General features: G+C 53.8%; 10 protein-coding genes and 2 pseudogenes. 6 read left to right on the top strand and 6 right to left on the bottom strand.

Annotation, left to right across the window (positions count from 1 at the left end):
- Positions 1–134 precede the first annotated feature (134 nt).
- Complete coding sequence (locus H7R76_RS00405; RefSeq protein WP_106924872.1) at positions 135–392, top strand: hypothetical protein; 258 nt, start codon at positions 135–137, stop codon at positions 390–392.
- 101 nt (positions 393–493) lie between these two features.
- Here H7R76_RS00405 and H7R76_RS00400 read toward each other — a convergent pair whose 3' ends face one another.
- The 4 genes and pseudogenes from H7R76_RS00400 to H7R76_RS00385 all read right to left on the bottom strand — a co-directional run bounded on the left by H7R76_RS00400 (position 494) and on the right by H7R76_RS00385 (position 3,535).
- Positions 494–1,456, bottom strand: a complete 963-nt coding sequence (locus H7R76_RS00400) for a LacI family DNA-binding transcriptional regulator (RefSeq protein WP_182929784.1) — start codon at positions 1,454–1,456, stop codon at positions 494–496.
- Between the two features lie 95 nt (positions 1,457–1,551).
- Positions 1,552–1,860 (bottom strand): annotated as a pseudogene (locus H7R76_RS00395) (PTS lactose/cellobiose transporter subunit IIA); the annotation flags it as partial.
- A 24-nt stretch (positions 1,861–1,884) separates the two neighbouring features.
- A complete protein-coding gene (locus H7R76_RS00390) occupies positions 1,885–3,210 on the bottom strand; it encodes a PTS sugar transporter subunit IIC (protein WP_182929783.1) in 1,326 nt (441 codons plus the stop codon).
- A gap of 10 nt (positions 3,211–3,220) precedes the next feature.
- Complete coding sequence (locus H7R76_RS00385) at positions 3,221–3,535, bottom strand: PTS sugar transporter subunit IIB (protein WP_106924868.1); 315 nt, start codon at positions 3,533–3,535, stop codon at positions 3,221–3,223.
- Between the two features lie 176 nt (positions 3,536–3,711).
- Here H7R76_RS00385 and H7R76_RS00380 point away from each other — a divergent pair, with 176 nt between their 5' ends.
- From H7R76_RS00380 to H7R76_RS00365, 4 genes are all read left to right on the top strand, one after another.
- Entirely contained in the window at positions 3,712–4,971 is a 1,260-nt protein-coding gene (locus tag H7R76_RS00380) for a PTS sugar transporter subunit IIC (protein WP_106924867.1), read from the top strand.
- Between the two features lie 245 nt (positions 4,972–5,216).
- Entirely contained in the window at positions 5,217–6,551 is a 1,335-nt protein-coding gene (locus H7R76_RS00375) for a maltoporin (protein WP_182966682.1), read from the top strand.
- Between the two features lie 11 nt (positions 6,552–6,562).
- Positions 6,563–8,755 carry a CBM35 domain-containing protein gene (locus H7R76_RS00370; protein ID WP_182966680.1) on the top strand — a complete coding sequence of 731 codons (2,193 nt, stop codon included), beginning with the start codon at positions 6,563–6,565 and terminating at the stop codon, positions 8,753–8,755.
- Positions 8,756–8,805: 50 nt separating this feature from the next.
- On the top strand, positions 8,806–10,203 hold the full coding sequence (locus H7R76_RS00365) for a glycoside hydrolase family 1 protein (protein WP_106924864.1): 1,398 nt from the start codon (positions 8,806–8,808) through the stop codon (positions 10,201–10,203).
- 63 nt (positions 10,204–10,266) lie between these two features.
- Here the strand turns inward: H7R76_RS00365 and H7R76_RS00360 are convergent, their stop codons facing one another.
- Positions 10,267–10,938 carry a TetR/AcrR family transcriptional regulator gene (locus tag H7R76_RS00360; RefSeq protein ID WP_182928447.1) on the bottom strand — a complete coding sequence of 224 codons (672 nt, stop codon included), beginning with the start codon at positions 10,936–10,938 and terminating at the stop codon, positions 10,267–10,269.
- A 79-nt stretch (positions 10,939–11,017) separates the two neighbouring features.
- Between H7R76_RS00360 and H7R76_RS00355 the strand changes: the two are divergent.
- Positions 11,018–12,532 (top strand): annotated as a pseudogene (locus tag H7R76_RS00355) (MDR family MFS transporter).
- A gap of 116 nt (positions 12,533–12,648) precedes the next feature.
- Here H7R76_RS00355 and H7R76_RS00350 read toward each other — a convergent pair.
- Positions 12,649–13,065 carry a GNAT family N-acetyltransferase gene (locus tag H7R76_RS00350; protein WP_182966678.1) on the bottom strand — a complete coding sequence of 139 codons (417 nt, stop codon included), beginning with the start codon at positions 13,063–13,065 and terminating at the stop codon, positions 12,649–12,651.
- Between the last annotated feature and the right edge of the window lie 123 nt (positions 13,066–13,188).

Genomic DNA, 13,188 nt, shown 5'->3' with positions numbered 1-13,188 from the left:
TTGGCTAAAACAAAAATTTATTGCAATAAAACGCCATTATTTATTCACTATATGAATAATTCACCACGTTTTTAAGTTGTATCAATAAATTGTCGCTTTTGTATAACGTGTATTCATTTTTGGATTATCACGTTATGAAGATAGACAATCGTCATTACACGCTCTCGGTACTTTCTTCTTACTCGTCTCAGGAAAACACCGACCGCAAGCCGCTGGGCATCATCCGCAACAGCGGACAGTACAGCCCGCAGGGCGGCAACTGGAAGCTTTCCGATCCGACCATTTCCGCCGTTGTTAGCCTGCGTAGAGGGGATGTTATGCCTTATTACCAGGGCAAGCCGGTCGCATGGGCATTAATTGAATATGATATGGCGCAGGAGGTCGAGATCTAATATTTAACTAAGATTTTACGCATTAAATATTTCGGCTTTATTTTTATAACTCATTGTTGCCACGCGGTGAGAATAATAATACTCACCGCGTATTACTCATATTAACTAATATCCGCAACCGACGAACGGGCGACCAGACGACCGGTAAACGCACGCCCCTCGGGAACAAACAGCGAATGGCCGTCAATTAACGCCCGAATCCGCTGCACACAGTTCTCAAGCAGCTGCTCAACGGGATAGGCAATACATGTCAGCGGCGGGTAGAGTAGCGGTGCCAACGGCGAATCTTCCAGACTCACCAACGACACTTCCTGCGGGATGGCAATATTAAACTCGCGTAATAAGCGCATTGCTTCGGCGGCATAGCAGTCACGTTTGGCGATAATCGCCGTATATTTCGTAAAGCTATTAATCAGCGTCAGCAGCGCCTGCTCGATGTTGTTGTCGGCCATCACCAACAGTTGACGATTAAACGGCAGGGAGTAGTTTTGCAACACGCTGCGATAGCCATCAAGCATCTGTCTGCTGGCGACATCATTTTCATTGTCCATCAACAGCGCAATATTGCGGTGCCCCTTACCCAGAACGTAACGGCAGGCGCTTTCCGTAGCAAATGCGTAGTTATAGCCCTGGCCAGCGCTGCCCTTCGTAGAAAACTCGTCGAAAGCAATCACGTTACTGGCAACGTCACCGCTGCCGCGGGTGAGCGTTACCACGGCAACGCACTGATGCTGCAGGCTTTCCACTGCAGCCTGCTGTTCTGCAGCATCGTTCACGTACTGGATCATCAACGATTTATTCAGCGATTTTACCGCCTGAGACAGCTGCGGCAACAGCGTCGCGCTAAACCCGGCCTCGTTGGCAGGCAGCACCATACCGACGTAGCTGGAGGTATTGCTCGCCAGGTTTTGTGCGGCAAAACTGGGGCGGTAGTTCAGCTCTTCTACCGCGCGTAATACGGCCTCGCGGCTCTCTTCACGAACGCCACGGGTTCCCGTCAGCACGCGCGAAACGGTGGCTCGAGAAACGTTGGCTAACTTTGAAACATCATCAATAGTAGGCATGGTGTCGTCTGTATTACGGTTTTCTCCCTATAGTAACATAAATGCGTACAGGTATTCGCCAACTCCCCGGCACAAACGGCCGGGGAGGCAGGGACTTAGCGGCGGGAGCGGTAGAGTTCGATCAGCTCGCCAACCAGCTCTTTTGCCAGGATGGAAGTCATCAGATGATCCTGCGCATGTACCATCACCAACGTCATTTTGGTTTTTCCCTCGCCTTCATCGGCTTCAATAAGCTGGGTTTGCACAAGATGCGCCTCACGAGCAAAATGCTGCGCCTGTAGCATCTTTTCATCCGCATCGGCAAAGTCGCCGGCTTTGGCGCTGCTAAGCGCTTCGTAGCACAGGCTGCGCGACTGCCCGGCGTTGATGATAATACCCATTACCTGCTCTTCTAATTCCATGACGTTCTCACTTTTTCTCTCAACGGATTATGCGGTTTCAGATTGCCCGACGCGGCCTGCCGTTTCGCTTTCGTGACTTTCCTGTGAAAGCAGCTGTTTCTCATAAGCCTTCAGGAACGGAAAGTACATGACGGCCGCTGTTGCCATACAAATCAGGCACATAATGATGGGGCTGAACGACCAGTTAGCGGCCCACGAGGCGCCAATCGGCGCTGGCGTCGTCCACGGTGTCATCGACACCACGCGGGAAACCAACCCGAAATCAAGAGCGAAGTAGGCCAGCGTGGCGTTAACCATCGGCACCAGTACAAACGGAATAAAGAACAGCGGGTTCATAATAATTGGCGCACCGAACAGAATCGGTTCGTTAATATTGAACAGCCCCGGGACCACCCCCATACGGCCAATGGTGCGCAGATGCACCGCTTTACTGCGCATCAGCAAAATGGCCAGCGGCAGCGTAGAACCCACGCCACCAATCAGCAGATAGTGGTCCCAGAAGCCCTGCACGTAGATATGCGGAATGGCGGTACCCGCGGCCATCGCGGCCTGGTTAACCGACAGGTTTGCCATCCAGAACGGGTTCATGATGCCGGTGACGATAAGCGCCCCGTGAATCCCGGCAAACCACAGAATCTGACACACCAGCACCGACAGCAGAATCGCCGGTAAGGTATCCGATGCAGCCACCAGCGGTTTAACCAGCGACATGATCGCTTCGGGAATGATCATCCCCAGCTGTGCTTCAATAAACAGGTTCAGCGGATGGAGCGTCAGCGCCACCGCCAGCACGGGGATCAGAATCTCGAACGAGCGCGCTACGCCAGTAGGGACTTCGGGCGGCAGGCGAATGGTGATGTTGTGGCGACGGAGGAAGGCATACAGCTCGGTGGTGTAAATCGCCACCAGCAGCGCGGTAAAAATGCCCTGACCGGAAAAATAGGCCACAGAAATCTGCCCATCTTTCAGCGGCGCGGCCACCAACAAAAAGCCCATGAGCGACAGCATTCCGGAGGTCAGCGGGTCCAGCTCATGATGTCGCGCCAGGCTGGCGGCGACCCCGACAGAAATAAATAGCGTCATAATGCCCATGCTGAAATTGAACGGCAGCATCAGACTTTCACGGTGATCGAGTGAAAATTGCAGCCAGGCACGGGCAAAGCCCCAGCTGGTATCCGGCGAGAACGGCGGAAAGATAAACACCAGCATAAATGAACCGACGATCATAAACGGCAGTGCGAGGATAAAGCCGTCACGGATAGACGTGACGTACTTTTGCTGGCCAATGGCTCCGGCCATCGGCGTGATTTTCTGTTCAATCACGCTGATTAATTTCGCGTACAGAGAGCTCATTTTTTATCCCTTAGTTATTGTTATTTATTAATGACAGGGCAAAATCTAAAACCGCACCACCTTTCTGCATGCCGTAATCCATCATGTTGATAGGCTCGACTTTGATGCCGTAGGCGTTGGCTTTCTGCTGTAAATCTTTCTGCATGTACTTCACCTGCGGCCCCAACAGCACGACCTGATAATGGCCGACCTGCTGCTCAAATTCAGCCACGCCAAAAGCCTTGATATCGACGTCCAGACCGCGTTTACCCGCCTCTTCCACCATTTTTTTAACCAGCAGACTGGTAGACATCCCAGCGGAACAGCAAAGCATGATTTTCTTCATGGAAAACTCCTGACTGAGTCATAACGATGAGCGGACTATAATCAGGAGGAAACAAAACGGAAAGCGCTTTCCATTTATGAATCCATTAAATGTGAGCGCGATCACCGGATGCAGGCTTTCACTTTGCGGGGATGTAGGCGATGATCCCGTCACCTCCGTTCGATATAAGGTTCGCCATGAACATTCAGTTTATGAATGTTGCTGTAACGCTGATTGAGCAACGCGTGACGCCTTTCGCCAATCTTTTAACCCGCAGCCAGCACATTACCGCCATGCGCGACAGCTTTGCGTTGGCCATGCCCTTTGTCATCGTAGGCAGCCTGATGGTGCCACTGATCTTCCCGCCGTTTGCCCTTAGCGGCGCTTGGTATCAGGCCATCCGCCCGATGCTGCTGCCCACTTTTGAGCTAACAATCGGCCTGATTGCGCTGATCATCGCCTTCGGTGCCAGCGCCAGCTTGGGCAAGCAGTATCAGCTCCCGGAGCGGCTGTCCGGTTTGACTGGATGCCTGGCTTTTCTGCTGTTCATTGGCTTCAAAGATAACGGCGGCAGCAACCTGTTTCTTGGCGGCATGGGAATATTTAGCGCTTTAGTTTCAAGTTTTTATTCCGTCGAGGTGATTCGATTTTTTTACCGCAAAGGCTGGTGTATTCGCCTGCCGGATGAAGTGCCGATCATGACCCGCAACGGCTTTCAGCTGCTGGCGCCGCTGCTTGTGATCATGCTCTCCATCACGGTGATGAATGCCGGGCTGAAGCTGAATACCGGCATGATTTTGCCGGAGCTCATCAGCGAAGCGCTGCGTCCACTGATCATCGCATCCGATACGCTGACCGCGCTGTTGATCTCCCTGCTTATCTGCAACGTACTGTGGTTTGTCGGGATCCACGGTGCGCTTATCGTCACCGGCATCATGAATCCATTCTGGATGACTTATCTGTTTGAAAATCAGCAGGCACTCGCGAATGGAATTACACCACTACCCCATATTTATCTGCAGGGGTTCTGGGATTTTTATCTGCTCATTGGCGGTATTGGCTCTACGCTGCCGCTGGTGTTTATGGCGCTGCGCAGCCGTTCTCGCCAGCTCAAAAGCGTAGGTAAAATTGGCCTGATCCCCTCGCTATTTAATATTAATGAGCCGATTCTTTTCGGCTTTCCGATCATACTTAACCCACTATTTTTAATACCCTTTATTGGTGTTCCATTGATTAACGCTTGCCTTGCCTGGTATCTGACACACCTTGGCGTGCTCGATCGCGCCGTGGCAATGCTACCCTGGTCAATGCCTTCACCGCTGGGTGCGGCCTGGTCGGCAAACGGCAGCTGGAAAAATATGTTTATGTGCCTGTTCGCCTTCTTCAATGCGTGGATGATATACCGTCCGTTTTTCAACGTTTATGAACGGCAACTGGCGGAATCTGAATCCCGCTAATCGATCTCTTTCACAGTTTTTCTCTTGCCAGCGCCATGCAAGCGCTGGCTTTTTTTTAGCTCTCAGAGAAAAAGTCGATCAACATCACGCTTTCAAGTGAACAATCTCCGGATCTGTGATTTGATCCGGCAATTATGGAAAGCGCTTTCCGTTTGTGGATGTACATTTCCATTTTTGAACCGTAAATTTCCCATCGCATTAACAAAAGCGCTATTGCGTACAAAAATAAAAGGGAAAAGCGAACAATGAAACGACTTAACCGATTGATACCTCTGGCTATACTGATCAACATCGCCACAAGCGGTCTGGCACATGCAGAAAAATATGATTTTCAGCTCCACGGCTATATGCGCTCTGGCATCCTGGCAAACTCGGATGGCAACCGCGTCGATTCCGTCGGGTTGATGCCGGACGGGAAATGGCGTCTGGGCAACGAAGAAGACACCAAAATTGAGTTGATACCGACCGTTACCCTGAAGTCTGACTCCGGTGCGGTGGCAAAAATTCAGGCCAATATCACTCACCAGAGCAAATGCACCTCTGACTGGAACTGCCAGGATGACGATGGCCACGACGTGCAGTTCCGGGAAGGGTATGCCGAGCTAAGCAACCTCGACTTCGCACCGGAAATGACCTTCTGGGGCGGCAAACGTTACAGCAGCTCCAACACCTCCAGCCACCAGTTTGACTGGGAGTACATTCAGTACAACGGGACCGGCGGTGGCTTCGACAACATGGATTTGGGCTTCGCGCGCTTCGACGCCGGGGTTTACGCCTTCTCACCGACCGATGAAACCAAAGCCTACCCTGTCGATAAAGGCGATCAGGGCTACCCGGACGACTATTCGCTTAACCTGTGGTTTAAAAAGATCGCCGGCACAGGTCTGGATCTTGAGCTGATCGGCCACCGCATGAACCGCAACGAAAACCACCCAACTTCCGCAGAGAAAGGCTACGGCGTAACCGGCGTCTATAACTTTGACGGTTTCTGGGGTCTGACGGGCGGCTATTCCAAACTGGTGATGCAATATGGACGCGGTCTGGCGGCAGGCGACTCGCTGGGCAAAAACGGCTGGGGCTGGGCCAATCTTGAAGACACCCAGTCATGGCGTGTCGTGCTCGACAGCCTGGCATCTATGGGGAACGTCGAAGTCTCAACCTTTGCCTACTTGCAGAAGGATAAAAACTACCGCTGGTGGAGCAGCGACGACAACGGCTGGGGCCGCACCAGCTGGGTTGCCGGAATTCGTCCGTATCATCAAATCACCAAAAACTTCGCCATGCAGTACGAGCTGGGATATGAGTACCTCGATGATGACAACTACAAGGGCGTCAACGGTAAAGGCAAAGGCGGGCTGACTAAAATCACCGTCGCGCCAACGCTGACCTTCGACTCTGGCTTCTGGAGCCGCCCACAGCTTCGCTTCTTTGTCACTTACGCCAAATGGGATAAAGGTGTTTCCGACGCGCTCGATGGTAACTACAACTGGAATACCAACACTATCGATGCTGGTGGATACAGCCGCAGTGGCGACACCGACACGGTGAACTTTGGCGTGCAGGCGGAAGTCTGGTTCTAAGGAGAGAGACGATGAAAATGCCCGTCAGAAAGTCACTGCTGATGTTCGTTATTGCCTCGCTAAGCAGCGCGGGTGCCATGGCGGCACAGCAATCGCACTTTGAAAACTTTATCACGCGCCAGGGCGCACAGCTAATGGACGGCAAGCAAGAATTCCGCTTCGCCGGCATTCACGCACCGGAGCTGCATCGTATTGAAAACGACGCCCGCGGCGTGTGTAAAGCCGATCCGCGCGGCTGGGGCCAGTACTTTAAATGGCCGACGCCGGAGGAACAGGAGAACTGGATTAAAGCCATCGTGCAAACGGGAGCAAAAGCCCAGCGCGTCTATGTACTTTCCGTACAGCAGGAGAGCGATGAAGCCTGCGAGCGCGAAACGCACATCCTGGCTCCGACAACATCGGACGGTATGCCACGCCTGAATGAGAAGGCGATGGTGGTATACGACAACATGATTGCTGAAGCTGACAAACAGGGTCTGCGACTGATTTTGCCGTTTATCGATCACTGGTGGTGGTGGGGAGGTCGGGAGCAACTGGCGGCCTTCTACCATGAAAAACCGGAAGATTTTTACCGCACAGACAGCCAGACCTACAAAGCGTATCTCGATGTGATTCGTCAGGTGATTACCCGGACCAACACCATTACCGGGCGCCCTTACTATGACGAAAAAGCCATTATGGCCTGGGAAACCGGCAACGAACTGGAGGATACCAATGAAGAATTCCTCAGGCAGACGGCAGCATGGATTAAAAAACTCGCGCCGCATCAGCTGGTCGTTGACGGTACTTATAAGAAAATCAACGCGTTCTCCGTAAACGATCCCAATGTCGATATCATCAGCAACCACTACTACACCAACGCCGGTAATAACCATCCGGATCAGGTGAAGAAAGACCTGACCGCTATCGGCGGCAAGAAAGTGTATCTGGTCGGTGAGTTTGGCCTGCTCGATAGCAAAGCACTGAACGACATAATGCAGTCAATTGTGCATACCGAGGTCAACGGCGCCAAAGCGGCGGGAGGATTCATATGGGGCTTCCGCGGCCATCGTCACGACGGCGGTTTCTACTGGCATAAAGAGTACACCGGCCACTATAGCTACCATCTGCCAGGCTTCCCGCAGGGGGATGGGAATCAGGAAACGGCGGTGGTTAACCTGGTGCGCACCGCTGCCGCGCAAATGGCGGGAGAGGAAAAAATGGCCCCATTGCCTGCGCCGGATGCGCCGAAGCTGCGCGCAACGACTTCGCCGTTCGCCATTAACTGGATGGGTGCCGCCGTCGGCCGCAGCTATGACGTAGAACGCGCGGAGTCGAAAACCGGTCCGTGGACCGTCGTTGGGCACAATATTTCTGATGGCATGCAGGAATGGAACCCGGCAACCATGGATCTGTTCAGCGATGACTATGCCTCGCTCACGCTTGGTAAAACCTATTACTACCGGGTTATCGCAAAAAATGAATCGGGACAGTCCACGCCATCCAATGTTATTGGCGTCACCCATACGCAGAAAAACCACGCACCGGTCATTACGCTTAGCGACAAGGCAACCACTACGCAAAATAACGGGCTGAGCCTCAATGCGCAGTGGCAGGATGACAATTTGCCGTCACGCAAGGTCAGCGAGAAATGGACCAGCACCGGTAAAAAACGCGCGCATTTCTGCCATGCGGATAAGGCCGCTACGCGCGCCTGGTTCCCGACGCCGGGCACCTACCAACTGACGTTTACCGCCGACGATGGTCTGCTGAAAAGCAGCAAAACGATGACCGTTGACGTCACGACCGCCACGGCACCAGCGCCCGCGGATTTCTGCCATTTTGACAGCCAGCCACTGGGTCTTTCGCAGAGCCAGAAAACGGTGATCAAGAGCGCGGAAAATGAACTGACAACCGGTGAAGATGGCTTCCTCGGTCCCTTTGCTAACGATGGCGATAAAGTCAGTTGGCAGGTTGTCGCGCCGTGGGACGGCCATTACCAGCTGCACCTCGACTTCAATGCAAAATGGGGCACTAAGAAAAACTCGGTGCAAATCAACAGTGACAAACCGATTCAGATTGAGTTTCCGCAAACCGACGAACACGGCCAGCGCTTAACTCTGTCGGTGCATCTTAAACAGGGTGAAAACACCATTAGCCTGGGGAAATTCCCTGGTGATTGGGGTTATGTTTTTATTAAAGCCATTCAGGTGAAGGCTGAGTAGCGATTTGCTGCGCCGCCAGCGGCGCAGTTTTTTATTTTTCAGGAGATTAAATGACCACTTATGCGTTTCCAAACCACTTCTTCTGGGGCGCGGCCGCCTCTGGCCCGCAAACTGAAGGCGCAGAAGGCAAGCCTCATCGTTCTATCTGGGACAGCTGGCACGCCGCGCAGCCGGAGCGTTTCTACCGGGAAATTGGTCCCGGGACGGTCTGCAATACGCTGCATCGTTACAAAGAAGACGTCGCGTTGATGAAGCATATTGGCTTCAATTCATTTCGCACCTCCATTCAGTGGTCCCGTCTGATTGACGATCTGGAAACCGGTGAACCGAATGCAGAAGCGGTACGCTTCTATAACGCCTATTTCGACGAAATGATCGCCAACGGCATCGAACCGATGGTCAACCTCTATCATTTTGATATGCCGGAGGGTTTGCAAAATCGCTACGGTGGGTTCGAGTCAAAACACGTTACCGATCTGTTCGCCCGCTTTGCCGCCACGGCGTTTCGCCTGTTCGGCCATAAAATAAAATACTGGATCACCTTCAACGAGCCGATTGTGCCGGTCGAAGGCGGCTATCTGTACGACTTCCACTACCCATGCAAAAAGGACGGCAAGCTGGCCGCGCAGGTGGCGTTCAACATCATGCTGGCACACGCGAAAGCGGTGCAATGCTACCGTGAACAGCAGTTGCCGGGTGAAATCGGCGTGGTGCTGAACCTGACGCCATCCTATACCCGCAGCGACTCAGCGGAAGATAAAAAAGCGGCGTGGTACGCCGATTTGTTGTTCAACCGCAGCTTCCTCGACCCACTGGTGAAACACCAGTTCCCGAAGGAACTGTGTGAACTGCTGGCGCTACATAACTGCCTGCCGGAAACCAGCAAAGAAGAGGTTTCGCTGATTACCGACTCGCGCATCGACTTCCTCGGCGTGAACTACTACGTGCCGCGTCGCGTACAGGCGCGCGAAACGCCGTACACCCTCGACTATTTCTCGCCGGAGTATTACTTCGAAAACTACGTAGACCCGCACGGCCGCTTCAATCCGTACCGCGATAACAACGAAATTCACCCGCAGGCAATTTACGACATTGCCGCCAATATCCGCGACAATTACGGCAATATTAAGTGGTATCTCGCCGAAATCGGTATCGCGATGGATCTGCAATCCGAAGGCCCGGTGCAGGCGGACGGCGTGATTGACGATGGTTTCCGTATTGGCCTGATGGAAGAGCATCTGGTGCAGCTACACCGCGCGATCGCCGACGGGGCAAACTGTTTCGGCGTGCATCAGTGGACATTCATCGACAACTGGTCGTGGCTTAATTCGTTCAAGCGCCGCTACGGGTTCTACCGTCTCGATCTTGAAACCGGAGAGCGGCAGATTAAGCGCAACGGACTGTGGTTTAAAGCGTTGGCGGAAAGTAACCAGTTCAGCCTCAGGTAGGCCGGATAAGACGTTTATGCCGCCATCCGGCAATGTGCCGTATCGTGCCCGATGGCGCTCCGCTTATCGGGCCGACGAACCACACGACGCCGGGCCAATCCCCTGCAACAGCACCGCAAGCGCGTTGCTGACAATTTGCTCTGGTGTCAGCATCGCCAATCGCTCGTCGTTACGCATCCGGGAAAACGGCACCAGCACCAGGCTTAATAGCGTGGTGAACAGCAGCTCCGCGCTCAGGTGCGGGTTGATTTTCCCCTCGGCCTGCCAGCGTTTCACCATCGCCAACGTGGCGTGATATTTGTCGTCACCAAAACGCTCGTGTAAATGCTGGCGCAGCACCGGCATCTCGCCAATGACTTCCTGCATCCACAGCGGGGCAAACCATTCATACTGCGCCGCGATGGCCGCCAGCGTTCTGACCATTTCAGTCAGCGCCTTCACCGGTTCATCGGGATAATCGCCAAACACACCGCTGATTCTGGCGCGTAGCGGCAAAAACCGCTCTTCGATCATCACATCGAGCAATTGCTCTCGTGAATTGAAGTAGTAGTGCAGCATCGCCGGCGTGACTCCCGCCTCCCGGGCAATCGCGTTCAGCGACGTGCGCGCAATGCCCTGCTGAGAAAACAGACGCAGCGCAATATTGATAAGCTGTTCGCGGTTCGCGGTATTCGGCTTACTGCCGCGCGGACGCCCAGGCTTACGCGGTTTGAGATTGTCTTTTTGTGCTGGCATAGAAACGGGATCCCTTGACCACTTAACGATCTTCAATAAATATTAATTATGCATTTAATTAATTTCAAGTGAGAACATGATGGCGTCCGATACAACGACGAACGCACAGCCCGTGCAACCGACTGGCGTCACCTCAATCCGTTTGCTGTTCAGCGCGCTGCTGTTGGTGATGCTGCTCTCCGCGCTCGACCAGACCATTGTCTCGACCGCGCTGCCGACCATTGTCGGCGAGCTGGGCGGCCTCGACAAGCTGTCGTGGGTGGTCACGGCTTACATCCTGACTTCCACGATTGTGGTACCGCTGTACGGCAAGTTTGGCGATCTGTTTGGCCGCAAGCGGGTGCTACAAATCGCGATCGTGCTGTTTCTCGTGGGCTCCGCACTGTGCGGGCTGGCGCAAAATATGACCCAGTTGGTACTCATGCGTGCGCTGCAAGGACTGGGCGGCGGCGGGCTGATGGTCATTAGCATGGCGGCCGTGGCCGACGTCATTCCGCCCGCCGAACGCGGGCGCTATCAGGGGCTATTCGGCGGCGTGTTTGGCCTGGCGACGGTTATCGGCCCGCTGATTGGCGGCTTTATTGTCCAGCACGCCTCGTGGCGCTGGATTTTCTACATCAACCTGCCGCTGGGGCTGTTCGCGCTGTTTGTCATCGGTGCCGTATTCCACTCCAGCAACAAACGCAGCCAGCATGAAATCGACTGGCTGGGCGCGCTGTACCTGACGATGGCGCTGGTGAGCATCATCCTGTTTACGACCGAAGGCGGCACGGTTCGCGCCTAGAGCGACCCGCAGCTCTGGTGCATCCTCGCCTTTGGGCTTATCGGCATTGCCGGGTTTATTTATGAGGAACGGCTGGCGTGGGAGCCGATAATCCCGCTGTCGCTGTTCCGCAATCGTAGCTTCCTGCTGTGCAGCTTGATTGGCTTTATCATCGGTATGTCGCTGTTTGGCTCGATCACCTTCCTGCCGCTTTACCTGCAGGTGGTGAAGAACGCTACGCCAACCGAGGCCGGGCTGCAATTAATTCCGCTGATGGGCGGGTTGCTGCTGACCTCGATTATCAGCGGTAGAGCGATTAGCCGTACCGGAAAATATCGCCTCTATCCGATTGTTGGCACGCTGATGGGCTTTATTGGCATGCTGTTGCTAACGCGGATTACCCTGACCTCGCCGACCTGGCAGCTGTATCTGTTTACCGCCGTGCTGGGTATGGGTCTTGGGCTGGTGATGCAGGTGCTGGTGCTGGCGGTACAAAACTCGGTCAGCGCGAACCTCTACGGCGTCGCCACCTCCGGGGTCACGCTATTCCGCTCGATTGGCGGTTCCATTGGCGTGGCGCTGTTTGGCGCGGTGTTTACCTCGGTGCTGCAATCACGGCTGACCAGCCTGTTACCGGAAGGGGCGGCTATTCCTCCGGGGATGAACCCGGTGGCCATTCACCAGCTTCCTGAGGCCATTCGCACGGATTACCTCACCGCATTCGGTTCGGCGATTCACGCGGCGTTTATGATGGCGGCCTGCATTATGGTGCTGGCTTTCGCGCTGTCGTGGTTGTTAAAAGAAGCGCCGCTGAAAACCGGGCGCGAGTAGCCGATGCCGGATGGCGGCTACGCCTTATCCGGCCTACTCCGTTTTGTAGACCGGATAAACACCATCCCCCCGCACCGTCCCGTAGGCCGGATAAGCGCAGCGCCATCCGGCAACGCTCACAGCGTTTTCGTCAGGTAATGGCGCTGTATTCCCGTCAGCGGGAAATCGTCCAGCGTCGTTTTCAGCGTATAACCCTGCTTCTGATAAAACGGCAGCGCCTGGAAGCTAATGGTATCCACCAGCGCATATTTGCAGCCTTTCTCGCGCGCAAGATCCTCTGCACGCTTGATAATCTCGCTGCCGACCCCTTCACCGCGCACGGTGTCACACACCCACAGATAGTCGATGCTGAGCCAGTCGCCTTTACGCTGGCCTATCAGGCCGCCGCGCATCACGTCCTGTTCATCGCGCAGGTATACGCAAATATCGCCCCATCCGGTGGCATCGATAAACTGGCGGTTATAGGCACGTAGCCCGGTGATTAACTCGTCTTTATCTTCCTGCGTAATAATTTCTTTAATAACAAAAGGCATATCTTCTCCATTATTTTTATTGTCTTCCCTTATTTATTTCACAAAAAATTCTTTTTTTCTCCATTATTTTTTGTACCAATTAAAAAAGAAAAAATGGCATGAAGAAAATGCTTCTCATCATGC

Source organism: Klebsiella sp. WP8-S18-ESBL-06 (assembly GCF_014169755.1).
GTDB classification, from domain to species: Bacteria; Pseudomonadota; Gammaproteobacteria; order Enterobacterales; family Enterobacteriaceae; genus Kluyvera; species Kluyvera ascorbata_B.
The sequence above is the reverse complement of the archived record's forward strand: the minus strand, read 5'-3'. Positions and strand labels throughout refer to the sequence as shown.

Bases quoted from the DNA above. Each gene is read 5' to 3' on its own strand.
- H7R76_RS00380 (WP_106924867.1), top strand. From the start codon at position 3,712: ATGAACATTCAGTTTATGAATGTTGCTGTAACGCTGATTGAGCAACGC.
- H7R76_RS00350 (WP_182966678.1), bottom strand. From the start codon at position 13,065: ATGCCTTTTGTTATTAAAGAAATTATTACGCAGGAAGATAAAGACGAG.
- H7R76_RS00375 (WP_182966682.1), top strand. From the start codon at position 5,217: ATGAAACGACTTAACCGATTGATACCTCTGGCTATACTGATCAACATC.
- H7R76_RS00385 (WP_106924868.1), bottom strand. From the start codon at position 3,535: ATGAAGAAAATCATGCTTTGCTGTTCCGCTGGGATGTCTACCAGTCTG.
- H7R76_RS00400 (WP_182929784.1), bottom strand. From the start codon at position 1,456: ATGCCTACTATTGATGATGTTTCAAAGTTAGCCAACGTTTCTCGAGCC.
- H7R76_RS00365 (WP_106924864.1), top strand. From the start codon at position 8,806: ATGACCACTTATGCGTTTCCAAACCACTTCTTCTGGGGCGCGGCCGCC.
- H7R76_RS00405 (WP_106924872.1), top strand. From the start codon at position 135: ATGAAGATAGACAATCGTCATTACACGCTCTCGGTACTTTCTTCTTAC.
- H7R76_RS00370 (WP_182966680.1), top strand. From the start codon at position 6,563: ATGAAAATGCCCGTCAGAAAGTCACTGCTGATGTTCGTTATTGCCTCG.
- H7R76_RS00360 (WP_182928447.1), bottom strand. From the start codon at position 10,938: ATGCCAGCACAAAAAGACAATCTCAAACCGCGTAAGCCTGGGCGTCCG.
- H7R76_RS00390 (WP_182929783.1), bottom strand. From the start codon at position 3,210: ATGAGCTCTCTGTACGCGAAATTAATCAGCGTGATTGAACAGAAAATC.